General features: G+C 44.0%; 25 protein-coding genes and 1 riboswitch. Of the genes, 20 read left to right on the top strand and 5 right to left on the bottom strand.

Going from position 1 to position 25,011, the window contains the following annotated elements; genetic code table 11:
• Positions 1–119 precede the first annotated feature (119 nt).
• Complete coding sequence (locus ACFPXP_RS02695; protein ID WP_379892139.1) at positions 120–1,718, bottom strand: response regulator; 1,599 nt, start codon at positions 1,716–1,718, stop codon at positions 120–122.
• Positions 1,715–3,508: a cache domain-containing sensor histidine kinase gene (locus ACFPXP_RS02690; RefSeq protein WP_379892137.1), complete on the bottom strand. Its 1,794-nt coding sequence runs from the start codon at positions 3,506–3,508 to the stop codon at positions 1,715–1,717. The genes ACFPXP_RS02695 and ACFPXP_RS02690 overlap by 4 nt, the downstream gene beginning before the upstream one ends.
• 127 nt (positions 3,509–3,635) lie before the next feature.
• Between ACFPXP_RS02690 and ACFPXP_RS02685 the strand changes: the two genes are divergently transcribed.
• The 4 genes from ACFPXP_RS02685 to ACFPXP_RS02670 all read left to right on the top strand — a co-directional run bounded on the left by ACFPXP_RS02685 (position 3,636) and on the right by ACFPXP_RS02670 (position 7,171).
• Positions 3,636–4,514, top strand: coding sequence for a carbohydrate ABC transporter permease (locus tag ACFPXP_RS02685; RefSeq protein WP_379892135.1), 879 nt, complete (start codon positions 3,636–3,638; stop codon positions 4,512–4,514).
• Positions 4,515–5,351 carry a carbohydrate ABC transporter permease gene (locus ACFPXP_RS02680; RefSeq protein ID WP_379892133.1) on the top strand — a complete coding sequence of 279 codons (837 nt, stop codon included), beginning with the start codon at positions 4,515–4,517 and terminating at the stop codon, positions 5,349–5,351.
• Positions 5,352–5,474: 123 nt separating this feature from the next.
• Positions 5,475–6,770, top strand: coding sequence for an ABC transporter substrate-binding protein (locus tag ACFPXP_RS02675; RefSeq protein WP_379892131.1), 1,296 nt, complete (start codon positions 5,475–5,477; stop codon positions 6,768–6,770).
• Between the two features lie 269 nt (positions 6,771–7,039).
• The gene (locus ACFPXP_RS02670) at positions 7,040–7,171 is read left to right on the top strand and encodes an IS3 family transposase (RefSeq protein ID WP_379892129.1); all 132 of its coding nucleotides are present in this window, start codon (positions 7,040–7,042) and stop codon (positions 7,169–7,171) included.
• A 360-nt stretch (positions 7,172–7,531) separates the two neighbouring features.
• Here the strand turns inward: ACFPXP_RS02670 and ACFPXP_RS02665 are convergent, their stop codons facing one another.
• A complete protein-coding gene (locus tag ACFPXP_RS02665) occupies positions 7,532–7,918 on the bottom strand; it encodes a hypothetical protein (protein ID WP_379892127.1) in 387 nt (128 codons plus the stop codon).
• 423 nt (positions 7,919–8,341) lie between these two features.
• Between ACFPXP_RS02665 and ACFPXP_RS02660 the strand changes: the two genes are divergently transcribed.
• The 3 genes from ACFPXP_RS02660 to ACFPXP_RS02650 all read left to right on the top strand — a co-directional run bounded on the left by ACFPXP_RS02660 (position 8,342) and on the right by ACFPXP_RS02650 (position 11,213).
• Complete coding sequence (locus ACFPXP_RS02660; RefSeq protein ID WP_379892125.1) at positions 8,342–8,542, top strand: cold-shock protein; 201 nt, start codon at positions 8,342–8,344, stop codon at positions 8,540–8,542.
• Positions 8,543–8,948: 406 nt separating this feature from the next.
• Entirely contained in the window at positions 8,949–10,412 is a 1,464-nt protein-coding gene (locus tag ACFPXP_RS02655; RefSeq protein WP_379892123.1) for a DHA2 family efflux MFS transporter permease subunit, read from the top strand.
• A 198-nt stretch (positions 10,413–10,610) separates the two neighbouring features.
• Positions 10,611–11,213: a TetR/AcrR family transcriptional regulator gene (locus ACFPXP_RS02650; protein ID WP_379892121.1), complete on the top strand. Its 603-nt coding sequence runs from the start codon at positions 10,611–10,613 to the stop codon at positions 11,211–11,213.
• A gap of 40 nt (positions 11,214–11,253) precedes the next feature.
• Here the strand turns inward: ACFPXP_RS02650 and ACFPXP_RS02645 are convergent, their stop codons facing one another.
• Together ACFPXP_RS02645 and ACFPXP_RS02640 are read right to left on the bottom strand one after the other, a co-directional pair.
• Positions 11,254–12,042: an MBL fold metallo-hydrolase gene (locus ACFPXP_RS02645; protein WP_379892147.1), complete on the bottom strand. Its 789-nt coding sequence runs from the start codon at positions 12,040–12,042 to the stop codon at positions 11,254–11,256.
• Positions 12,043–12,226: 184 nt separating this feature from the next.
• A complete protein-coding gene (locus tag ACFPXP_RS02640; RefSeq protein WP_379892119.1) occupies positions 12,227–13,600 on the bottom strand; it encodes a sugar porter family MFS transporter in 1,374 nt (457 codons plus the stop codon).
• Between the two features lie 162 nt (positions 13,601–13,762).
• Between ACFPXP_RS02640 and ACFPXP_RS02635 the strand changes: the two genes are divergently transcribed.
• The 13 genes from ACFPXP_RS02635 (at position 13,763) to ACFPXP_RS02575 (ending at position 24,975) form a co-directional block, all read left to right on the top strand.
• Positions 13,763–14,017 carry a diguanylate cyclase domain-containing protein gene (locus tag ACFPXP_RS02635; RefSeq protein WP_379892117.1) on the top strand — a complete coding sequence of 85 codons (255 nt, stop codon included), beginning with the start codon at positions 13,763–13,765 and terminating at the stop codon, positions 14,015–14,017.
• A gap of 110 nt (positions 14,018–14,127) precedes the next feature.
• Positions 14,128–14,171, top strand: a riboswitch (PreQ1 riboswitch).
• Between the two features lie 131 nt (positions 14,172–14,302).
• Positions 14,303–14,965, top strand: coding sequence for a 7-cyano-7-deazaguanine synthase QueC (queC, locus tag ACFPXP_RS02630; RefSeq protein ID WP_379892115.1), 663 nt, complete (start codon positions 14,303–14,305; stop codon positions 14,963–14,965).
• Positions 14,965–15,396, top strand: a complete 432-nt coding sequence (locus ACFPXP_RS02625; protein WP_379892145.1) for a 6-pyruvoyl trahydropterin synthase family protein — start codon at positions 14,965–14,967, stop codon at positions 15,394–15,396. The genes queC and ACFPXP_RS02625 overlap by 1 nt, the downstream gene beginning before the upstream one ends.
• Before the next feature lie 2 nt (positions 15,397–15,398).
• A complete protein-coding gene (gene queE / locus ACFPXP_RS02620; RefSeq protein WP_379892113.1) occupies positions 15,399–16,127 on the top strand; it encodes a 7-carboxy-7-deazaguanine synthase QueE in 729 nt (242 codons plus the stop codon).
• A 19-nt stretch (positions 16,128–16,146) separates the two neighbouring features.
• Complete coding sequence (gene queF, locus ACFPXP_RS02615; protein ID WP_379892111.1) at positions 16,147–16,644, top strand: preQ(1) synthase; 498 nt, start codon at positions 16,147–16,149, stop codon at positions 16,642–16,644.
• 633 nt (positions 16,645–17,277) lie between these two features.
• Positions 17,278–17,682 (top strand): hypothetical protein, encoded by a 405-nt coding sequence (locus ACFPXP_RS02610; RefSeq protein WP_379892109.1) that lies wholly within the window; start codon positions 17,278–17,280, stop codon positions 17,680–17,682.
• A 429-nt stretch (positions 17,683–18,111) separates the two neighbouring features.
• Entirely contained in the window at positions 18,112–18,873 is a 762-nt protein-coding gene (locus ACFPXP_RS02605) for a tyrosine-protein phosphatase (RefSeq protein ID WP_379892107.1), read from the top strand.
• A gap of 43 nt (positions 18,874–18,916) precedes the next feature.
• Positions 18,917–19,663: a YveK family protein gene (locus ACFPXP_RS02600; RefSeq protein ID WP_379892105.1), complete on the top strand. Its 747-nt coding sequence runs from the start codon at positions 18,917–18,919 to the stop codon at positions 19,661–19,663.
• Positions 19,644–20,336, top strand: coding sequence for a CpsD/CapB family tyrosine-protein kinase (locus ACFPXP_RS02595; RefSeq protein WP_379892103.1), 693 nt, complete (start codon positions 19,644–19,646; stop codon positions 20,334–20,336). Before ACFPXP_RS02600 ends, ACFPXP_RS02595 begins: the two co-directional genes overlap by 20 nt.
• A 350-nt stretch (positions 20,337–20,686) precedes the next feature.
• Positions 20,687–21,592 (top strand): UTP--glucose-1-phosphate uridylyltransferase GalU, encoded by a 906-nt coding sequence (gene galU, locus ACFPXP_RS02590; protein WP_379892101.1) that lies wholly within the window; start codon positions 20,687–20,689, stop codon positions 21,590–21,592.
• Between the two features lie 3 nt (positions 21,593–21,595).
• On the top strand, positions 21,596–22,294 hold the full coding sequence (locus tag ACFPXP_RS02585) for a sugar transferase (protein WP_379892099.1): 699 nt from the start codon (positions 21,596–21,598) through the stop codon (positions 22,292–22,294).
• A gap of 18 nt (positions 22,295–22,312) precedes the next feature.
• Complete coding sequence (locus tag ACFPXP_RS02580; RefSeq protein WP_379892097.1) at positions 22,313–23,755, top strand: O-antigen ligase family protein; 1,443 nt, start codon at positions 22,313–22,315, stop codon at positions 23,753–23,755.
• On the top strand, positions 23,752–24,975 hold the full coding sequence (locus tag ACFPXP_RS02575; RefSeq protein ID WP_379892095.1) for a glycosyltransferase: 1,224 nt from the start codon (positions 23,752–23,754) through the stop codon (positions 24,973–24,975). Before ACFPXP_RS02580 ends, ACFPXP_RS02575 begins: the two co-directional genes overlap by 4 nt.
• Positions 24,976–25,011: the final 36 nt, after the last annotated feature.

The following is a 25,011-nucleotide window of genomic DNA, read 5'->3' as shown; positions in this document are numbered from 1 at the left end:
AAGTGAAAGCGACAAATTACACTGAGCCTGAACAATTTTATTGTCAGGCTAGCGTCTTTAGGCGCAGTTTGGCAACAGGGGGTTATACCCCCAGAGCAAACCACCCGTTGGACGGGTGGTTATGATTCTTCGATGTGTTTCTTCCGATATTGGTTTGGCGTGATAGTCTCATGCTTTTTGAACACCTTGCTGAAGTATTTCTCATCCTGATAGCCGACCATTTGTGCAATTTCTGCAATGGTGAGATGTGGATTGAGAAGCAGCTTTTTGGCGTTCTTCAACCGGATTTGCCCTAAATATTCCGAAAGGTTGATATCAAACTGCTGCTTGAATTTACGGGAGATATATTCCCGGCTGACGAAAAAGCGCTCAGACATATCCTGCAGAGAAATATCCTCATGATAGTGCTGCTCTACATATTTTGCAATTTCAAAAATGATGTGCTGCTTTTGGGATTGATGGGAGAGCAGTGCATCGGACAACCGCTGCAGAAAGTCGTGCCAGTAATGGTGCCACTGCTGGTAATGCATCGTATCTGTATGTTCTCCCGGATACGGTAAATCTTCTTTCTCTATGGCGGTTAAACATTCCGCCGCTTTGCTGTGCAGTGTCTCTTGAAGCAGCTTGGATCGGAATTCGAACGCTTCCCGTCTCCATTGTTTGAGCATTTCCGGCGTAATGACCTTCTGCTTTTTGATGCAGGCCATCCAGCCATCAACGGCTTTGCCGATTTCCGTCGTGCTGCCGCTTAGAGCGGCGAGTCGCCAGCGCTCCTCTACATCAGCTAGGCTCAACGCGGAATCCGTATCGTCTGCAGGCATCTTATGAATAAAGACGGAAGGGTCGAGCAGGTTTCGTTTGCATAGCGCTTCTGCGGCTTCCTCATACAGACCCGGCATGTCAGATGGAAAGCTTCCTTCTGAGCTTATGCCGAAATGCATCCGCTGGCGCAGTGTGGAATGAAAGCCCTCGTTCATATTCAGCAAGATTTCAGGAAAGCTGTCCGTGTTCCTCCACAGCAGAAGGACGATTTTTCCGGCAGCGCCCCAATAACGGAACGCGATACCCCTATGCCCCATCTGCAAATATTCGTTGCAAATATTGTGAAGCGAGAAGTAAAGCAAGTCGCTGTTTCCGAACCGCTTAATCAGCGATGGTTCGTCTGCGGCTTGGAGCAAAGCAAGACGAAACGGACCCGCCTCGGCTGGGAGTCCGCATTCCTCCCGCAAGCGATGAAGCGAAGCCTGCTGGGACCCCGGCTCCGTGATCATGCTAGTAAGCAGCTTCTCGGTCAGCACCGATTTGTATTGATGAGCTTGGGAATTATTTTTTAAGTCCTGCACTTCTTTACGCCATTCCAAGACCGCCTTTTCAAGGACCTCGTTGACGCTTTCGGGATCGATCGGCTTCAGTAAATAATCCAAGCCTCCGTATTTGACAGCGCTGCGAACGAATTCGAAATCGTCATGACCGCTGATGACAATCATCTTCGTAGGTATACCGCTATCGCTAATCCATTTCATCAGCTCTACACCCGATTTATAAGGCATGAGCATGTCCAAGATGACAATTTGCGGTCTTTCTTTCTCTATAAGAGGAACGGCTTCAGCACCATTTTCAGCTTCCATAATTTGTTCAATACCGAGCTCTTCCCAATGGACTAACAGTTTAATCGCATTGCGTACGTGAGCTTCATCGTCTACGATTAATGCTTTCATATGTTCTCACGCTCAACTTTCATATATAAAGTAACTCCTACTCCGTGCGGTTCCAGCGCCTCTATTTCCAATCGAGCCTGCTCTCCGTTGTACCATCTCAGACGGCTCAATACATTGGATAATCCGATGCTCTCCCGCTCTTGAGCATCCGGCTGAGGCTCACCGGCTCCACTTGTTTGAACTTCCGCCAGCTTCATGCGAAGCTCCTTCAGCTTGGTCTCAGATACCCCAATGCCGTTATCCTTTACAGAAATCGCCGCGGTATTCTCATCTTCCCACCAGCTCGATATTTGCAGAATACCATTTTTCGCGGATCGATCCATTCCATGCACGAAATAATTTTCAACGATCGGCTGAAGCACCATTTTAGGCATAGGGATTTTCAAAGTCTGCTCATCCATCGTAAATTCCATCGTGAATTGATTTTCAAACCGCTGGTGCATGAGATTCAAATAAGCCTTCACATGGTCGATTTCATCCTTTAAGGTGACGAGCTGTTCTTCATTATACATACTGTATCGCATCATTTTTGCAAGCGACGAAATCAACGAGTAGATCCTAGGGACATTTTCCTGCAGCGCTAATGTACCGATCGACTGCAGCGTGTTATTCATAAAGTGAGGATTAATCTGTGCCTGCAGTGCTTTTAATTGGTTCGTTTTATTATCGAGCTGCAATTTATATTCCCGCAAATACAAGTTGTTGATCGTGTCCATCATTGATTTAAAACGGGTAGAGACAACCCCGATTTCATCACTGCTGACCGTTTGAATATCGACGGTTAAGTTTCCGGATTGAATTTCATTCATATATCGCATCAGCTGTTTAATCGGTTTCGTGATTTGGATGGATACCCAGATCGTAGCGGCAATAACAACAAGCAGGGTAATTGAAAAGATGACGATGTTAATAAATGCTGCCTGATTGGATTCTTGAAACAAAGACGAAGATGGAATTTGCTTCACCAGCAGCCAATTGGATATTTCAGATTGAATGCGATCGAATACATAGACATTTCCGTTCAACTCGAAGGAACCGTTCGTCTGTTCCTGCAGTATTTTGGACCTGGTCCATCCTTCATTCAAGGGGCGGCCGAGGAGATCCTCGTTGCCCGAATAGATGACATAACCCGCTTGGTCTAAGATGAAGATTTGCTCTTCCTCCGCATGGTACAGTTGACTGGAAATGCTTCGCAGTGAATCGAGCCGGACATCGATCGATAAAAAGCCAAGCAGATCGTTAAGTGGAATACGCCGAATGGGGCGATGCAGCGTAAAGACATTCTCCGCTTTATAGAGTACAGGCTCTAAAAAGCCATAGTTATGGCTCGTATGTGTAGGTTCGATCGCCGGGCCGATGTCTAAGAAAGCCTTCGTATCTTGAAAAAGAGGTACATCATAGTAGTTTAACGGGATGTTCTCGTAAAGCAGCATAGCCCGATTGTCTGCGCTGTGCAAATAGATTTGGAAAATATCTTGATTCGAATTCGCAATCGTTTGCAATGTATTGTACCACCGCGTTTGACCCATTAGATCATCCGGACCTAGTTCCAAGGAACGGTAAAACGCGGCATCGGAATACACAATGAGAGAATTGCGGTCGAGTTCCTTTACATAGTTGAGCAGATTTTGCGCACCTTGATAAATGAGATTTTGATTTTCCTGAATGGCTCGTTCTTTTAAAGAGCGATTCGTGTAAGTGTACGATATCGCAATCGTTAAAAGCGCCGGAACAATGATGGCAATGAGCAAAAAGACGATGAGTTTAGAGCGAATACTTCGAGGTTTCATGGTGTCACCCGCCCATCAATAAATTCCACCAAATAGGTCACAAGCGTGAGTGTATCATGTTTTGTCGCATCTGTATACTTTTGAAGTACAAACACAAATAATATGTTAAACGAAAAGGGAGGAGCCCATGAGCAGCAATAAATTATCTCAATTTATTCAGCAGATTTTCTTCGTTGGGCCGGCCACCATATTATTCGCCATTATGATGATCATACCGTTCGGTCTTGGTATGTATTATTCATTTACGGACTGGAATGGTGTAGCAGGAACGGTGAACTGGGTCGGACTAGATAACTTCAAACAAATCTTTAGCGATGATCAATTTTTTGATTCCTTCTGGTTTACTGCTCGGTTTACGATCGTCGGGGTCATATTGGTAAATTTGATCGGATTTTTCTTGGCATATTTTTTAACGATGAAGCTCAGAAGCCGTAATTTTATGAGAACCATCTTCTTTATGCCGAACGTCATCGGCGGATTACTCTTAGGATTTATCTGGCAGTTTATTTTTATCAATGGCTTTTCGACGATTGGCGAGCTGACAGGATTGTCTTTCTTTGAGCTTCCTTGGCTCGGTACGCCGCAGACAGGGTTCTGGGGAATTGTGCTGGTATTCGTATGGCAGTATTCTGGTTATTTGATGGTCATCTATATTGCAGCACTGTCCAATGTACCGAAGGAATTAACCGAGGCGGCTGAGATTGATGGAGCCAGTGCCATTCAACGATTGCGGAACATTACACTGCCGCTTATTATGCCGGCCATTACGGTAAGTTTGTTTCTGGCGATTTCTTGGACATTCAAAATGTTCGATTTGAACCTGGCGCTTACAGGCGGTGGACCGTTCAAGACGACAGAATCGCTGGCACTCAATATTTATAACGAAGCATTTATTAATAACCGCTACGGATTAGGTACGGCGAAAGCCCTGTTATTCTTTGTGATCGTCGCCATCATTACCTTGATTCAAGTCAAAATTACGAAGAGCAAGGAGGTAGAAGCGTAAATGAAATCCGCGAATTCTTACAAAAAACGGCTGCTTCCGCTGGAAATCATTTTGCTGATTGTGGGCTTGGTATTCATTGCTCCGTTCTACTTCCTGTTGGTTAACTCGGTGAAATCGTTCGGCGAAATTTTGCAGAACGCTGCGAGTTTTCCGTCGATATTCCAATGGGAGAACTATTCTAAAGCTTGGCAGATGATGGATTTCCCGCGTGCATTCTGGAACTCTCTCACCATCACAGTCATCGCCAATATCTTGTTGGCTTTAATTAGTGGGATGGCCGCATATCGAATGGTCAGACGCAACACGCGGTTCAACAAAACGCTCTTTATGGTGTATGTCGCTGCGATGGTCGTGCCTTTCCAATCGATCATGATTCCGCTCATTAAAGTGGTGAACTGGTTTGGTCTCAGCAATAGTATGCTTGGACTATTGATTTGTTATTTAGGCATGGGAACCTCACTGTGTATTTTCTTGTTCCACGGATTCGTGAAGTCGATTCCTCTAGAAATCGAGGAAGCGGCCGTGGTCGATGGCTGCACGCCTTACGGTGTGTTTTTCAAAATCGTCCTGCCGCTTATGAAGCCGATGGCTGTGACCATAATTATTCTGAATGCGTTATGGATTTGGAACGACTATCTGCTTCCATCCTTGATCCTGCAGGATGAGGATCTGCATACGATTCCGCTCGCAACGTTCGGATTCTTCGGCCAATATACGAACAAATGGGATTTGGCTTTGCCTGCTCTTGCGATGGGAATTGCACCGATCGTTATTTTCTACTTGGCACTTCAAAAATATATTGTTGAAGGTGTCGCTGCAGGTTCAGTGAAGGGTTGATCAGATCAACCCTTCCGCATGATCAACATCTTCTACTATATTGATCAATATTTTATGTGTAATCGCTCACATCATTTGAGGCATAATGACATCAGACCTGAGAAACAAAGGAGGAAATTAGACATGAAGAAATGGACCAAGTCCAGTCTTATCGTTGCAGTATCTGCGATGATGGTGTTTGCGCTTGCTGCATGCGGCGGAAACAATAATGAAGGTAACAATGGGGGAACACAGGGAGATAGCTCAGAACAAAAAACCGTATCTATCTTCCAATTTAAAACGGAAATTGTAGAGCCGCTTAACGAGCTCGCAGCTGAATTTGAAAAAGAATATCCAAACATCAACATTGAAGTCCAAACGGTAGGCGGCGGTGCTGACTATGGTGCTGCGCTAAAAACGAAATTCGCTTCGAACCAAGCTCCAGACATTTTCTCCAACGGCGGTTACGCTGAAATGGATATGTGGTTTGAGCATCTAGAAGATTTGTCCGACCAGCCTTGGGTTGAGAATCTTCTTCCACTTGCCAAAGAACCCATGACGAAAGATGGTAAAGTGTATGGTTGGCCAATCGGTCTAGAAGGCTTTGGATTCGTTTATAACAAAGACTTGTTTGAGCAAGCAGGAATTACAGAAGAGCCTAAGACCATCTCCGAACTTGTAGCTGCAGCTGAGAAATTGGAAGCAGCAGGAATTACTCCTTTTGCGAACGGTTATAAAGAATGGTGGCTCCTTGGCCTTCAAGGTGTTAACGTAGCATTCGGTGCACAAGAAGATCCAACGGCTTTCATTCAAGGCCTATCCGACGGCACAGAGAAAATCCCTGGCAACCAGAAGTTTGAAGAATGGGTTGACCTGATCGACCTAACTTTGAAATACGGTAACAAAAATCCTTTGACTACGGACTACAACACACAATTGAGCTTGTTCACAAGCGGTCAAGCGGCAATGATGCAGCAAGGTAACTGGTCCCAGGTTCAATTGGATGAAATCAGCCCGGGGATGAACATTGGCTTCCTGCCAATGGCAGCAAACGATAATGCAGAAGAAAGCGACAAGCTGCATGTTGGGGTGCCTTCCAACTGGGTTATCAACAAAAACTCCCCAGTGAAGGAAGAAGCTAAAACATTCATTAACTGGCTTGTTACTTCCGAAATCGGTCAAAGATATATTGTAGAAGAATTCCAGTCGATTCCTTCCTTGTCTTCTATTGAAGTAGCGGAAGGCGCGATGGGACCATTGTCTAGTGAAGTATGGGAGTATGCACAGGCGGGTAAGATCTTCCAACTGCAAAACTCCAAATTCCCAGATGGTGTAGGTCAAGAATTTGCGAGCGAAATTCAAGCTTATATCGGTGGACAAACGTCCAGAGAAGAGCTGCTGCAGCAAATGCAGGATTCTTGGGACAAATTAGCAAAATAAGATCGTTCGAATGAAATGAAGGGACTGCCTTCGTCGTGATATGCTCCCCTTTAAGTAGACAGGTGAAATAAATAAACCTGTTGCTTAAGGGGGAGTTTTCTTTTGGCCAAAATAAATGAATTCAATGCAGCAGAAAAATTAGCGGTTCTACAAGAACTGGAAATGGGTTTTCCAGAAAATTAACCCAGAGCATGTCCCGAGTTGGCAGATGCATTGATAATGGCCCAATGGAATCATTCTGGGGAACTCTTAAATGCTAGAAGTATTATTTGCACACATACAGTACCTTTGAGGAACTTAAGAAAGACATCGATGATTACATTCATTTCTACAATAACGAGCGTATACAGGCAAAACTAAACGGCCTGAGTCCCATTGAATTCAGGACTAAGGCCGCATAGTGTTTTATATTACTTGTGCTGTCTACTTGACGGGGTGCAGTTCACCTTTTGTTATTTTTTAAATCATCCCATTTCACGGGAATATGCTGCAAAGCTTAGTGTGAATTGGAAGGATTATTTCTGTTACATAGGGAATGAGGCAGCGGGCATAATAAATCAAGCCGGTCACAACAATGAAATGAGGTGGCGCAGCCTTGACTTATGAATGCCATTATTGCGAGCAGGAAACGTCCTCCGTGCATACCGTTACTGTTTATAATCAAGAAGGAATTGAAGAAGGACTAGAACTGCTTTGTGATCCATGTTATGAAGACTGGCTACACTCTCTGAAAGGATGATGAGGGGCATCCCCTCGTCATTCTACTGACCCCATTTCAAGAGCATGGAAAGAGTACAGCAGGGAGTCCCCTCGACATTGGGGTCAATGGTGAAGTGAATCGCACTGGGCGTATATTTGGAAGTGATTTTCGATTCGGTTCCTATCGTAGCGATGAGCCGATCTACTTCATGTTGGTTGCCGGCTTGTGCAGCTGCCATGAGTTGATAGGCGAAGTTCGCTTCACTCAGTTTGCTGAGAATAAGAGATCCGTCTCGCATCAGCTTTCGAAATGAAGTAACGGACTGCGTGAATTGCTGGGTGTCTACGGGCGGATATTCTCGGGCTGTGTAGGCAGTCCAATAGGGTGTGACGTAAGGTGCCGGGTATAAAGTATAAGTGTAAGGGGAATAAGAAATATGATAGCTCATGAATGTCTCTCCTTTGCAGTATATGACCAATATATTGTAGGATCAGGGCGGATGTGCAGAGTGAATGAACGGAGCTGAACTTTAAAGAAACAAAGCTCTTGTATTTTTCAACGAAACATGCTAAACTAAAGAAAATCATGATATTGACCTGAATTCACATATTGTAGAGGGTTATTATTTTGAGGTCCATATAACCTTGTGCAATATGTGAATTTTTTATTTACTTTAAGTGCGTGTTCAAAAAGTTAACTTTTCATTAGCAGGAAGATAGAATGAACCTGAAAACTGAGCATCTGAGCTTGGCGGAAGCTGAGTGAGGAGCGGAAGGCTAAGGCGAGTTCATGGCAGATAAAAGGTAACGATTTGAATCCTCTTTTAAATAAAAAGGTCATGTGTGAAAAACATTATTGGAGGTATTTCATTATGCAACAAGGAACAGTTAAATGGTTTAACGCAGAAAAAGGTTTTGGCTTTATCGAAGTAGAGGGCGGAAGCGACGTATTCGTTCACTTCAGCGCGATCCAAGGCGACGGCTTCAAAACTTTGGATGAAGGTCAACGCGTTGAGTTCAACGTAGTTGAAGGAAACCGCGGACCACAAGCAGAAAACGTAGTAAAACTGTAATAACAGTATACAACTGCGGAAGACGGCCCTTAACTTTAAGTTAAGGGCCGTTTTTTTTTATGGTTTATTAAGGCTGTCCTAGAAAAACCATCTGCCGCATTGGACGCAGTGAATGCACAATCCGTCCGGGGTCCTAATCCATTCCCTTCTGCAGAAGGTATGCGGGTGGAATGAAATAAAGGAAAATGAGAATGCATCAAGTTAATCGTATTTTTATATATTTTAACAGTGATTCTCGTTGACAATGCGAACAACAGTTTGATATTATTGAAAACGGACAATTGTCCGGTGGTAAAGTGTGGAAATTATAGATACCAAAAACACACTTGATGATTGCCGGCAAACTCCATATGCCGCTCTGCGGCAAACTATATTTTTGGATGGAGAAAGTGGAGGAGGGAGACAAATGAATACAGCTAGTGCAGAAGCAAGTCCGCAAGTGAATGGCATCGATTTATCGAAAATAAAAAAGCTTCCAATTGTTATATCGCTCATTATCGGCGCATTTATTGCGATGCTGAATGAAACGGTGCTTAACGTAGCGTACACCGATTTAATGGCGGATTTGAACGTCACATCGACTACGGTTCAGTGGCTTTCAACCGGATTCATGTTGATTGTCGGAATTCTAGTCCCGATCACTGCCTTGTTAACGCAGTGGTTTACAACAAGACAAATGTTCTTGAGCGCGATGATTATGTTTACGTTAGGAACGGTATTATGCGGTATTGCACCGCAATTCTCCATACTGTTGGTCGGCCGGCTCATTCAAGCGGTAGGAACAGGACTGATGCTTCCAGTTATGATGAACACCATTCTTGTGATTTTTCCGCCTGAAAAGCGGGGAGCGGCCATGGGTTCGATCGGACTCGTTATTATGGTGGCGCCAGCCATCGGGCCTACGTTGTCGGGTCTGATTGTAGAGCATTCAAGCTGGCGCTGGCTGTTTTATATGGTGATTCCGCTTGCAGTGTTTTCTGTTGCCTTTGCAGCGGTGTATTTAAAGAACGTATCGGATATTACGAAGCCGAAGGTCGATATCTTGTCCATTATTTTGTCTACCATTGGTTTCGGAGGAGTCGTGTACGGCTTCAGCAGTGCCGGTGAAGGATCGGGTGGATGGTCGGAGCCGGAGGTATACTTAACTATCGCAGCGGGATTGATCTCGTTAATTCTGTTTGCTTGGCGGCAGCTTGTGATCAAGAGTCCCATGTTGGATTTAAGAGCATTTAAATTTCCAATGTTCAGCTTGTCTGTCGTGCTGCTAATGGTGATCATGATGACGCTCTTTTCATCGCTCATTATGCTGCCGTTCTATTTAAGAGGAGCGCTGATGTTAAGTGCATTCACAGCGGGTCTCGTATTGCTGCCCGGGGGTGTGATCAACGGGATTATGGCACCGGTGGCAGGTAAATTGTTTGATAAATTCGGCCCGCGCGCAATGGTGACGCCTGGTATTGTTATGCTGATCATCATCCTATGGTTTATGAGCCAGCTGACAACCGACGCTTCCACCGGTTATGTGATTTTGCTGCACTGCTTGCTGATGATTGCAATCTCAATGATTATGATGCCGGGTCAGACTACTGGTCTGAATCAGCTGCCGCGGAGATTTTATCCCCACGGAACTGCGATCATGAACACACTGCAGCAGGTATCTGGGGCAATCGGTACGGCACTCTTCATCAGCATTATGTCTTCGAGACAAACCGAATATTTAGAGAGTTCCAGCAATCCGACTGCGCCGTCCGAAATAGCGGAATCCACGGCTGCAGGCGTTCAGTATGCTTTCTTTATCGGCCTGCTGTTTGCTGTAGGCGCACTCGTCCTTTCATTTTTCTTAAAGCGGGTAAAGCCGTCTGAGGAATAATGAAATAGAAGGATAACCAAGCAGGCATGATTGCCTGGCTTGGTTTTTTCTATGCATGTAGGCACGGATCGCAATTGCTCATCGAATCTAGATGACCGATCGGTGAAGTTTGGGAGTAATCGAATATTTCGTAAAATAGCTGCCGACAAAAGGTGCTTACGAAACGAATCTAATCGTAAAGGAGCAGTTAAAGAAGCTATGGTGACACGGAGTACAGCGAATGAAATCAGCAATCGAATTTTGGATATTGCACAGACGTTATTCACGGAATATGGCGCAGATGAGGTCAGTATGCATCAAATAGCTAAAGCGGCTAATATCGGACAAGGTACACTGTACCGCCGGTATGAGAATAAAGCAGCACTCATCATGGAGCTGATGAATGAACGTTTCAACCGATTTCGTGACGAGGTGATGGAATATATCCTAGAATCCTCGCATTTGCTGATCCGTGAACGCTTGGAGTATGTCATTCAGCGATTAATCATACTAATGGATGGAAATTCGGAATGGCTGGGTGCGATGCAGTATGCGAATCGCTGCATAAGCTCAAGACTCGACTTTTATCGTTCACAGCCGTATCTCTTTTTGCAAAATGCCATTCTCGGACTTCTGGAGGAAGCCGAAGTACGAGAAGAAATCATGCCTGTGAATTTGGAATTTGCCTCACATATGCTGATTTGTGCGTTGACTCCGGATGTATTCGACCATCTCAAATATAACTGCAGGTATTCTTCGACCGACATTTATCGTTACTTCAAGGAGTGCTTTTTAGATCCGATGTTTCGTACTCAGGTGTAAAGCTCACCCGGTATAAGAATATGCCCCTTATGACAGGATGTCAGGAATGAACGTACTTGCCGTGGTCAGGGATGGCCATTTCATCAAAATGAGATGCTAGTTTCTCCAATCCGTCAGCAAGCTCCTCTCCGAACATAGGTACACCGTGTCCGGTTATTGCTGCTTCTGGCTGCAGCATATGCAGGCGCTGGACAGTGCTTCTGGCCTGATCCCAATCGGTCGTGAAATAAGTCGGAGGACCATGGATTTCTTTGCGCTGCGTAATGACGGCTAACGCGGATTCTTGTTTAACCGTGATGAATGCGTCACCGGCAATGAGTGTCTTGTCTCTGTTCCGAAACAGGGAAACATGGCCTTCTGTATGTCCCGGTGTGTGGACCCAGCGCCACTCTGGCAAATAAGGCACACTGCCGTCACTATTCAGTGCACGTATACGATCTCCTAGATCAATGCCTTGATGAGGATATAATGGAGCAATTTCCGCCATCAAACCGCCTCCGACGGAAGGATCCCCTGGGGGGTAGTCCGCTTTGCCTTGCAAATAAGGAAGCTCGCTTTCGTGGGCATAAACCGGTACGTTCCAATGCTCAAGCAAATGCTCCAATGATCCGATATGATCAAAATGTCCGTGTGTTAATACGATCGCTTTGGGCTGTTCAGAAGAGAATCTGCCTTTGGCAATGCCGCGAATTCGATCGGCAAAGCCACGAACTCCTGCATCTACAAGCACCCAATCCGAACTACCCGGCTCCCCGAGCAAAACGACGTTTGCAATCATCGTCCGATAATACATCACATCAAAGGGAAGCTGAGTGAATTCCGGCATCATTTCGTGCCCGTGATCTTTAGGTTTTGAATCGTTCAAATCGATTCTACCTCCTTTCCTGCTCTTAGATTGTACTGCGGAGCATCTTCCTATGTATAAATGCACTTAGGCTAAAACCAAAACACCTGACGAAGATTTCGTCAGGTGTTTTGGGAATACGTAATGCAGTTGCACTTGTTTTTGAAAACTATGCTTTGGAGCTCCACAATTGATCGATTTCCTCGAGGGTCTTTCCTTTCGTCTCCGGCACAGTCTTCCATGTGAAGAAGAATGTGAATACGGACATGACGGCAAACACCCAAAAGGTAGTAGCCGGGCCGATGCTGTCGAGCATCATAGGGAACGCCTGCGATACCAAGTAATCCGCAGCCCAAAGCGCCATAGAAGCGATTGCGGTAGCACGTGCTCTCACTCGGTTAGGGAAGATCTCGGAGATGACAACCCATACGACCGGTCCTAGTGAAATCGCAAAGGAGGCTACATATAATAAGAGAAATACAAGAACCCATGGACCTTCTGTATGGCCTGAGTGGAAAGCAAAGCCTACAAAGACTAAACAAACGGCCATACAGGTTGAGCCGATAAGCAGTAATGCCTTTCGCCCCATTTTGTCGATGAGCCAGAGAGCCAATATCGTAAAAATAAAATTAATCAAACCAATCATCACGGTCTGTACTAAAGCTGCATCCGTTCCTGCACCTGTAGCCTTGAATATTTCCGGAGCATAGTACATCACAGCATTAATGCCAGTCACTTGCTGTAAGATAGCAAGAATGACGCCAATCAGAAGTGCCAGACGAAGACCAGGCTTAAATAACTGACTCATCTTCGTATTTTCTTCCTTCAGCGTGAGCCGAATTTCCTTCAACTCAAATTTAGCTTCTTCCTTGCCGTTAAGCCGCTGCAGCGTTGCAAGAGCTCGGTCCGACTTTCCCTGCTTCTGCAGCCATCTCGGACTTTCCGGTATAAATAACAGGAAAATAATAAAGAGTATACCGGGTATCACACCTACTGCAAACATCCATCGCCAGCCTGTCTCTATATCCCAAGCCGTATCACCTAAGCTGGCAATAGAGGAATCGATAAAAAATGTAACAAATATAGCCGTTACGACAGCCAGTTGATATAAGGATACTAATCGGCCTCTGTATTTAGCAGGCGCAATTTCAGCAATGTATAGCGGTGCCAAGGTGGAAGCCATCCCTACGCCCAATCCACCGAACATACGGGCAAGGACCAAACCAGTAACGGTTTCTGGCAGAGCGGATGCAGCAGACCCGGCAGTGAACAGCACACCGGAAATGATGAGCGCCGATTTCCGTCCTAATTTATCGCTGATGAAGCCTGAAGAAGCAGCTCCCACGATACAGCCGATAATTAAACTGGAAACGACCCAGCCTACCATCGCGGAGGAAAGGACAAATCGGTCTTCTATAAATCCGATCGCTCCTGAAATGACAGCCGTATCATATCCGAATAAAAAACCGCCGATCGCAGCGATTAGTGATATAAAGGTAACATACCTAAGTTGCTTCTTCTTTGATGAATCTGTATGTTGCATCCTTTTCGACTCCTTGTTGGCTAATCAAATACGATAACCTTAAAATTTGCACAAGTTTAATCATAAATACTTTGGAGTCAAAAAGAAAGTGTCGGGTCGTTCCATTTTTTACTAAGAGGCGAAATCCTTCTCTCGTTACGTGTCAATGGACTTACAACGGTCGTGATCAGCTTCGGTTTCACGTGTTTGCTCTGGCGAAATAATCGCAGCCGAATTCATCAGGGAAGGTTAATTGAAAGTCATTGCTCCAGACTTGAGCGCCGAAATAAACAGCTGGCTGTTATTACCGTTAGTTCGGGAGTTGCACAGCTTACGAGACGATCGCCGGATGCGGTGAATAGAGGCTATGATATGGCAGATCAGGCCCTTTATAAGGCTAAGAATAACGGCCGAAATCGTGTGAAAATTGCTTCATGAATATCGCCCCCTCACTTTACGTGTACACATCTGGAATGGAGTATGTTATAGTACATTAAGTAACTGAAAATGAAAGAAGAAAATCCGAGCACCTAAAGCTGCTTCAATGCTCGGGAGAGGTTCGCGAACTCCCTCTATAAAAAACTAAGGGAAAACGTTGTCGTCTGGAGATAGCGTTTTTTCATATGGAATCATCGTAGAGATCGGTTCAAGAAATCTCATTCTTCTTTTCTAAAATGGCCAGTAGTTTCACGATATCAGCCTAAGAAAAGAGAGGAGATTCGAATGAAGAAAGATAAAGCAGTGGTTGTATTCAGCGGCGGCCAAGACAGTACAACGTGCCTGTTCTGGGCGAAGGAAAAGTACGCTGAGGTGGAAGCAGTAACCTTTAATTATGGGCAGCGGCATAAGCTTGAGCTCGAATGTGCTGCTCGTATAGCGAAGGAATTATCTGTACCACATCATATTTTGGATATGTCGCTGTTAAACCAGCTTGCTCCTAATGCGCTTACACGGAGCGATATTGCGATTGAGTCGGAAGAAGGAAGTCTGCCGACCACTTTCGTAGACGGAAGAAATCTTCTGTTTCTATCCTTTGCTGCTGTACTTGCTAAACAAAAAGGAGCGAAGCATCTGGTCACGGGAGTGTGCGAGACGGACTTTAGCGGATATCCGGATTGTCGGGACGTATTTATCAAATCATTGAATGTGACCTTGAATTTGGCGATGGATTATCCATTCGTCATTGAAACGCCACTGATGTGGCTAAATAAAGCGGAAACTTGGGCGCTGGCGGATCAGCTTGGCGCATTGGAGTTTATCCGAGAAAAAACGCTGACGTGCTATAACGGTATTCCAGCGGATGGATGCGGTGAGTGTCCTGCCTGCCAGCTTCGCAAACGAGGACTGGATCAATATTTAGCCCAGAGGGAAGGGCTGCGGACATGATGATGCAGCAGGTTTATCCGCAGGTGTTTCATCCGTATGCTTATGAATTAAATAAGGATATCCATTTTGCCGCGGCTCATTATGTTCCGAGCGAGGAAGCGGGGAAGTGCAGATACGTGCACGGCCATACGTATTTTGCGAATATTACGATTGCGGGCGACCTCCTTGACAGCTCCGGGTTTCTCGTTAATTTTGCTGATCTGAAACAATGGATTCATGCTAGATTTGATCATCAGCAGTTAAATCACGATGCGGCATTCAGTGATGAGGATCCAAATCGATTCCCTACGACGGAAGTGGTTGCCAGAACGGTATATGAAATTGTTCAGTCTCATTTGGACCAAATGAGCAACAGGCCAAAGTGTGTACAGGTATACTTGCGGGAAACGCCGACAAGCTACGTCGTATACCGTCCGAAGGGGATGGTGTAAGCATGGGTAATGAACGGATACCGGTTCTTGAGATATTCGGGCCTACGGTACAAGGTGAAGGGATGGTCATCGGCCAGAAGACGATGTTTGTACGTACCGCCGGTTGTGATTACCGCTGTGCATGGTGCGATTCCGCTTTTACATGGGACGGTTCGGCCAGCGATGACATTCGGCTAATGACAGCGGAAGAAATCGTATCCGAGCTCCGCAGCATCGGCGGCCGCCGCTTCGCACATGTGACGCTTTCCGGTGGGAATCCTGGCTTGCTTAAGCCGTTGGGCGGCTTGATTCGTCTGCTCCATGAGCAGCAAATCAAAGTCGCCTTGGAGACGCAGGGCAGCCGTTGGCAGGAGTGGTTCATCGATGTCGATGAGCTGACCCTGTCCCCGAAGCCGCCCAGTTCCCAGATGGCGACCGATTGGGAAGTGCTGGACGATATGATTGAACGTCTGCGGAAAAACGGATCGGATTATAGTCTTAAAGTCGTAGTGTTCGACGAAGCGGATTTGCAGTATGCCTTGGATACGCATCAGCGCTATCCTGATGTTCCTATGTATCTGCAATCCGGGAACGCGAGTGTGACAGAAACGGATCAAGAGAAACTGTTGGAACAGCTGCGAAGCCGGTATGAATGGTTAATCGACCAGGTCATGCAGAGTGAACAGTGGAAATGTGTTAAAGTGCTTCCGCAGCTGCATGCTTGGGTATGGGGCAATAAACGAGGTGTATAAGAAAGGAGACCACAATAGGATGGCAGGAAGAAAAGAAGAGGAACTGAATGGAGTAACACTGCTTGGAAATCAAGGGACACAATATGTTTTCGAGTATGCCCCCCATGTTCTAGAGGTATTTGACAATAAACATCCGGGCAGGGATTACTTTGTGAAATTCAATTGTCCGGAATTTACGAGTTTATGTCCGAAAACGGGACAGCCGGATTTTGCGACCATCTATATTTCATACATTCCTGATCAGAAAATGGTTGAAAGCAAGTCTTTGAAATTGTATCTATTCAGCTTCCGAAATCACGGTGATTTCCATGAGGACTGCATGAATATTATCATGAATGATTTAATCGCTTTGATGGAGCCCCGATATATTGAAGTATGGGGCAAATTTACGCCAAGGGGCGGTATTTCCATCGATCCTTACTGCAACTGGGGAAGACCGGGTACTAAATATGAGCAAATGGCCGATTATCGGCTGATGAACCATGATCTCTACCCGGAGAACATAGACAACCGTTAATTCTTAAAGCCCGATACGAGTGTGTCGGGCTTTTGCTTGTGCGCCACGCATGATGTCGATTGGATACAGGTGATCCTTGTTAACATACTTATGGCCGAAATAATGGTATCGCTTCCAAAGGCCTAAGTCATGTTCTCTTCCAAGAACACCCATAGCTTTTGATCTTAAAATAAAGGGTGGTCTGTTCATTCCACGAATAACATATTCTTTATCAAGTCAAACGTATAATTTGTAAACGATTTCATACTTATGACCTGGTCCACTCCTTTTATTTCTGTGAGAAATTGTATTTCATTCCATCTGATTTACATATTATGAGAATGTTGTACGAGGAAAATTGTTATTTTTTGTTGCATCATGTCTAAAAATTAGATTGAATAAACGGTCGCTATTTGAACAATTATCGAACCGAAAAATTCAACTGATAAGAGGCATCAGAAATCGACAAAAAGCAATCAAAACCGATTGCATTCGATGATAATAATGCTATATTATTGCGTAATAACGCGGTTTTATAAAATTTAATTAAAAAAACAGAAAACGACAGAAATAGTTATGCAATTCGATTATAATATCGAATATAATTATTCAAAACGAATTAAAATGTTCGTGAAGTGTGAGAGGAGAAAGCCGGTGAGTATGACTCAAAGTCAATCAAGTGAAGAATTATCAATTCTAGCGGAATACAAATGCATTCCACATCGACCGAATGATTTGAACATAAGTGACATGAAACGTCAATTTTTTAAAACGTTCCTCATACGCCTTGGCGAAGATCCAGCGATGTCGGAGAAAAATAAGAAGCCTGTACGTCCTCTCGCCGAATGGATTATGAAAACGGGCTACTCCATGGAGCAATGCTTCGAATTCGACCAGCAGAGCGGAGAACTGCTTCCACAGCAAAGACCTCAAATTGATATGGCGAAGCTGCTAAATTTATGCTTTAAGCAGCATAATATGGATTGTACTGCTGACGATTTGATGCTTCATATTATTCAAGGCGGCACACTTCAAAGCTTTTTAGATCGTGTCGATTGAAAATAAAATTCATAGAATATAAATAAAAAAGTGATTTACAAGAATATACATAATGCATTATAATTTTCACATAAAGGTCGCGAATCGAATAAATTTTATTTTATACAGTATACTTGCATAAATGGGTTCGAGAAAGAGAGAAGGGAGGGGAGCTCATTAAAGCACAGTATAAAGGAGTATTCATGGAGGGGACTCCGCAAGAAATTTGCGGGTTGATTCACCTTTTGGGCGGCTTGCCAAAAAAGCAGGAGCTGCCGCTTAGCTATACCGCCACTAAGCTTTCCTTTGCGCAGCTTAATTGGGAGCGGAGTGTACAACAGCGTAACCCATATGAGCCGGCACAAAGAAACCAAAGGATGAGGACCTGAACGCATTTTACATATTTTTTTTACATAGTGGGTCGCGAATCGAATAATAATAGAGGGTGCCATGATTGATATTCATAGTCATATTTTACCATGCATAGACGATGGAGCAGTCGATTGGACACAGTCTTTAGAAATGGCCCAAATGGCATTTAATGAAGGGGTCAGGGGGATGGTGTGTACTCCTCATGCCATGAATGGGCGTTATCATTCAACTCCAGATCAAGTCAGCGAAATGGTCCGCCTTTTGAATCAGAAATTGATCGCAGCTCGAATTGAGCTCAAGGTATACACCGGTCAAGAAATCCGGTTGAACCGTTTTATGATGAAGGAGCTGAAAGCAGGTCGCTTGCTTCCGCTGCATCAAAGTCGGTACATCTTACTGGAGCTGCCTTCGCGTATTGAAATCGATCTGATCGAAGAATGTCTGCACGAGCTGAAGATGATGGGGTATACGGCCATCATTGCACATCCGGAGAGACAGCCCCAGCTGATCAAGAATCCCAGTCTGCTTCAGCAGATGATTGACATGGGGGCTCTCAGTCAAGTGAATGCTCCATCGCTGCTCGGACACTATGGATATAAAATTCGTAAAACCGCCATGCAGTTCTGCAAGCGGCGGATGGTTCACTTCATCGCGACAGACTGTCATGATACCACGAAGCGGCCGCCAGGTATTTTGACGCGCACGTATATGAAACTAGCAAAAGAATTTGGTTATGAAGTGATAGAACAATGGAAATACAATGCACTCGCTGTCATTGAACAGGAGGCAATACAAAGGGAGACTTCGATACTCCCTAGGAAATGGTACCGCTTCTGGTAACTGTTTCGAGAAAAAGAGAATTTGGAAAACTGGAGGAACCATTTTGGAAATAAAACAATATTGGAACATCATTCGCAAACGTCTATGGATGATTGTGCTGCTGATCATTGTCAGTTGTACAGCCTCAGCAGTGTATTCCATTGCGGTCATTGAACCGCAGTATCAGGCATCCACGAAGCTTATCGTGAACCCATCGAACCAAACGGTGAGTGGGAACGTGGATATGCAGTCCATTAGCACAAGTATCCAATTGATTAAAACCTACAAAGAAATTATTCGTACGCCAAGAATCATGGATGAAGTGGTAGAACAGTACCCTGAATTAGAAGCGACGACATCTGAATTGATTTCCAAAGTGAGCGTTAACTCAGTGAATGAGACACAAGTGATGTCCGTAATGGTGGTGGATGATTCCTATGAAAGGGCAGCGCAAATTGCAAATGCGGTCTCCAAAGTCTTTCAGAGTGAAATTCCGTTGCTGCTTAAGGTGGACAATGTCAATATATTGAACGAGGCAGATCCACAGTCGAGCGCTGCACCTATTTCACCTAACACGAGATTAAATATCGCTATTTCATTCGTATTATCCGTGATGATTGGTCTTGGCCTTACGTTTTTATTAGAGTACTTGGATGACACCGTTAAAACCGAGAAGGAAGTGAGCGAGTGGTTGGGGGTGCCTGCTCTAGCCGTTATTCCTAGAGTAAAGTCGAAGGACATGACAGACTCTAAATCCGTTCCAGCTTCTAAACGTATAAGGAGTGAGAAGAATGTCACGCTCGACGCGTAAATGGCCCTTAATTGCCGAGAAAAATCCGAATTCTCCGATTTCAGAAGCCTACAAAGTGATGAGAACGAATATTGATTTTTCCAATGTAGATGACACGGTTCAAACCGTGATGATCACCTCTTCTAAGATGAGAGAAGGGAAAAGCACGACAACCGCCAACCTGGCTGTGGCCTATGCCCAATCAGGCAAGAAGGTGTTGATTATGGATGCAGACTTGCGGAATCCAACGCAGCACCGTATTTTCCAATGCTCCAATTTATATGGATTGTCTACACTGCTCAGTAAACAAAATACACTAGACGATGTCATTCAAACCACGGATGTGCAGAGCTTGGATATCATTCCGGCGGGTCCCGTTCCTCCGAACCCGTCCGAGATGCTCTCATCGAAATCTATGAGCGAGCTGTTGGAACAATTAAAGGAACATTATGATGTTGTGTTAATCGATACACCGCCTGTTATGCCCGTTTCAGATGCCCAAATTATTGCGGCTCAATCTGACGGGGTCATTCTAGTAATCGATACAGGCAAGGTAAGAAAAGAGATGGCACTGAAAGCCAAAAAGAGCTTAGAGCATGTCAATGCGAGAATACTAGGCGCCGTACTGAACAATGTGAACCGCAAGCGCTCGGAAAGCTATTATTACTACAGCTACGGGGTAACGGCAAAGTAAGTATCAAACCAAAGACTAATGATGGAAAGGTAATGTCTCCTGTACCTATATCACTGGAGGCACTCGGTCATGCTGTGGGTCCGCCGGGACCTTAGACGTAAATCGTCAAGGGTGTGATGTGGGGAAGGGTTGAATGCCCTATAGATGTGTCAAAGAGTGATCTATGACATTGAAATTTGGGAGTCATAGATTTATAAAAGCATGCAATCTATGAGCCGTGATAGTTCGATGATCATTTCATAGAAGTTCGAGCTATGCCTTTTTCGCATAAGAAGGTATAGCTTGTACTTTTATCCATCAAGATCTATCGCAATTCATAGAGAAAATTTGGAAGGGATAGGGTGAAGCCAGTGAAGAAAGTAAGAAAAGCGATCATTCCTGCTGCCGGTTTGGGAACGCGTTTTTTGCCTGCGACCAAAGCCATGCCAAAAGAAATGCTGCCGATCGTAGACAAACCGACCATACAGTACATCGTTGAAGAAGCGATGGCCTCTGGAATTGAGGACATTATCATTGTCACTGGAAAAGGAAAAAGAGCGATTGAGGATCACTTTGATAGCTCTTTCGAGCTCGAGTACAGTCTCATGCAGAAAGGCAAACTAGACCTTCTGAATGAAGTGCAGAAAGCATCCAAAGTGGAGATTCATTATATTCGCCAAAAAGAGGCGAAGGGTCTTGGCCATGCGGTGTGGTGCGCACGTAATTTTATCGGAGACGAACCCTTTGCCGTGCTGCTAGGCGACGATATTGTACAGGCCAAAGTGCCTTGTACGAAACAGCTGATTGAACAATATGAACAAACCGGCGGATCGATTGTCGGTGTCCAGGCTGTTCCTATGGATCAGACCAATCGTTACGGCATTGTAGATCCGTTTCTTTCGATTGGGGAGAGACTATACCAAGTGAATCGTTTTGTCGAGAAGCCGAAGATTGGAGAAGCGCCATCCAATTTAGCGATCATGGGCAGATACGTTTTGGATCCCGCCATCTTTAAATATCTTGAAAATCAAGAGATCGGTTCTGGAGGAGAAATTCAGTTAACCGACGCCATTCAACGCTTGAATGAGGACAGGGGAGCGTATGCTTATGATTTTGATGGTGTCCGGTATGATGTGGGAGAAAAGCTTGGTTTTATTTTAACGACGCTGGAAATGGCGGTCCAAAAAGGGGAACTAAGAGTTCCGCTTCTTCAAGCACTTGAGGAAATTTTGAATAAGGAAAAGACGCGTGAGTTAATGGTAGGTCGGGGTGAATAAGCTATGAGCTTGTCCAGGGAACAGAACGAGGCAGAAGTCATTGTCGACACGCAAACCTATTATTCCAGAACAAGAGCTGGCGGGCGAGAAGCGGGAAAGCTGTACCTTTTCATGAAGCGAACGATCGATGTCGCCGGTGCCGTCTTCGGCATTCTGTTCATGTCTCCACTGTTTTTGGTCATTGCAATGCTAATTAAGATAGAGGATCCGAAGGGACCGGTCCTTTTCCATCAGATTCGAATTGGCAAAGGAGAAAAGCCGTTTCGGATGTACAAATTTAGATCCATGGTTTCTGACGCTGAAGAAAAACTGCAGGAGCTGCTTGATAAAAATGAGGTAAGCGGCGCGATGTTCAAGATGAAAGAGGATCCTCGCATCACGAAGGTGGGCAAATTCATTCGCAAGACGAGTATCGACGAGCTGCCTCAGCTATTTAATGTGCTGAAAGGGGATATGTCCCTGGTCGGTCCAAGACCTCCGCTGCCGAGGGAAGTGGAGGAATATTCCGAATATGATAAGCTGCGGCTTACTGTCACGCCAGGCTGTACCGGACTATGGCAGGTGAGCGGCCGAAATAGTGTCGGATTTAAGGAAATGGTTGAGCTGGATTTACAGTATATCCGTAAGAGAAGCCTTCTCTTTGATTTGAAGATTCTATTAAAAACGGTCTACATCCTAATTAAACCGAACGATGCTTACTAGTACTGTGAGGAAAAATGAATGGAAACAATCTATCGAAACAAATTGTATGCAGCATTGCTACTATTGGTGTCTTTGTTCATTGCTTTCACAGCCGTTGCCCCACTTGCAATAATGAAGTTGGCAGGTTTGTTTGTTTTGGCTATTCCTTTCGTATTAGTTATTCTAGCTAAAATTAAGTTGAACAATCAGACCATGACTGTATTAATCATTCTCATGGTTTATATTAATGTATTCAACGCAATCGCTGCGTTTAAATTTGTTCCATTAATATTGGATTTATTACTGGTATTCGTGCTGTTGAAGGACTTCGTAGCAAATGGTACCAAAAATAAGATTGTTTTTTATCTGGTCTTGTCTTTTTTAGTGCTCTCGTTATTTCAAATGGTTAATCCTAACGTACCGTCGCTCCAAGCAGGTTTGGAAGGGTTTAGAAAGACATCGTTTTATCTCATTCTACTTTTGCTTGGGTTGAATTTGAAAAAAAATCAAGAGGATCGGACTTTATTCTTTAAACGGCTTGTCCTCTTTTCTATCCCCATATTGTTATACGGGATAAAACAGCAATATTTTTACAGTTCCTTTGATGAAGTCTATTTGCAAGCGAATGATGCCGATCAATACACTGGACAATTATTTGGACAGGTGAGGTCTACTTCATTTTTTGCGGGACCGTTTCATCTCGGAATGTTTTCGGCTTTCATTGCTATAGCATGTTTATATCTCATGTCTACGGCTGTCACAATAAAACAGAAGAGTCTATACACCGCTGCACTAGTTGTAGCGGTGCTGGCGAATTACTCCAGCATGACTAGGACTAATTTAATTGCTCTATGTTTAATCTTGTTCATTTATTTTACATTTTCGAATTCAAAAAGAGTGAGCATTGTTGGAAAGTGGCTGTTCATGATAACGGCCGCGGGACTCCTCGGACTGCTTCTTGCCAGTGATGACAGCGGTGTTTTTACACCGGATTCAGGTATTTTTAATTCTATATTACATGCTACCAGTGACAGCAGATTTTTAGGCAGAGTTGAAGGATGGCTCAACATCGTTCAACTATCCATGAACCAGCCCATCATGGGTTATGGTATGGGATCGGCCGGAGACACTCTTGGCAGCATATATAACTACGGCGTACATGTGACTAGTCACAATTTACTCTTGAAATTTTTATTGGAAACCGGTGTATTTGGATTGTTAATGATGTTATCGCTCATCATTTATTTAACTGTAATGCTAAGTAGAGGCGCTTTTTCAAAAACAAGAAGTACGATTCAGAGGAATGCGGCATTGCTGGGGTTATGCTCTTTAATATTGTTTCTACTGAATGGGATGTCTATCGCATCCATCGAAGCGTATCCGATTGCTGGTATTATTCTTTTCACGTTGGGTTACACCCTACCGAACCAAGATGAAAAAGTAGATACACATTCCAATAGTGAATTGCAGGTGGGAAGATGAGAAGAGATATCGTTTTTTTTCCTTGGAGAGATTATAACCAAATTCAAAGGGAAGGCTATCGTACAAGAGAAGCCAACGTCTTGAAAGAACTTATGCACAGAAATGATATCGGTACAATATTGTGTGTCAACCGTCCAAACCAACCGAAAATTCTAAATTGGGTTTTAAGTCGTACAAAGAAATACAAATACTATATCTCGGACAAAAAGAAGGATGCTGGAGTACAGCAATACAGTAGATGGTTTTCGACGTTAAAAAGGATGAATGACAGACTATATGTTCTTGAACTCGATTATCATATACCAAATCCTAAGGGAAATTTGTTAGAGCAATCGCGAATGATATTTAATACATTAGAAAATGAAGTGAAGCATGCTATTCGATTTTTGAAGATGCAAAATTACTTGTTATGGAGCTTTGATCTATCGAGATCCAAAATTTTTGGAGGCTTAGCGGAATCAAGTGGTGTAAAAGTGTTTGATGCGATAGATAATTTACTGGATCATGATCAATTTAAGCATAAAAAGATGATCAAAAATCATTATGATGAAGTTCATCGAAATGCAGATATTGTTTTTACAGTGTCGGAAAGCATTAAAAACGAGTTGTTTAATGGACGTAACAAAGTGGAATGGATTCCAAACGGCATTGATCTCAGGCGATTTACCCAAGCCGAATATCAGGAAATTGAGGATTTACCGAAGGGGAAACCGATAATCGGTTATGTGGGGTTGATGCAGGAAAGAATCGATTTAGATGTTTTACTATATACGGTCAAGACATTAAGAGATTTCAATTTTGTTTTTGTAGGTCCCTTGTTGAGTGAGGATTACTTTAAAGAAATAAAACTGGAGAATAACACCTATTTCTTGGGAACTAAGCACCATGATGATATTCCAAATTATATTTCTAAGTTTGATACATGCATCATTCCGCATAAGGTAAATAAGTTTACGAAATCAATGAATCCACTTAAAATCTATGAATATTTGGCAGCTGGCAAAGAAGTGGTTACTACCCCAGTTCCACCCAGTGAACAGTTTCAGAACATTTTACATATTGCATACAATAAGGAACAATTTTGCCAATTGGTAAAAGAAACAATAGTAAACCCATTTTCAAAGTTTTCAAGGGAACAAATTGAGCAGCATATTACAGCGCATGGATGGAACCATAGGGTAGAATATATGCTTAAATATATTGAGTCACACACCGGATAAGAGTGCATTCTTTGAAAAATAAGGATCAGAGAGGAA

The sequence above is a fragment of the Marinicrinis lubricantis genome (genome assembly GCF_042658665.1).
In the GTDB taxonomy this organism is placed as follows: domain Bacteria; phylum Bacillota; class Bacilli; order Paenibacillales; family KCTC-33676; genus Marinicrinis; species Marinicrinis lubricantis.
Note: the sequence above shows the minus strand (reverse complement) of the source record. Positions and strands in the feature narration are given on the sequence as shown.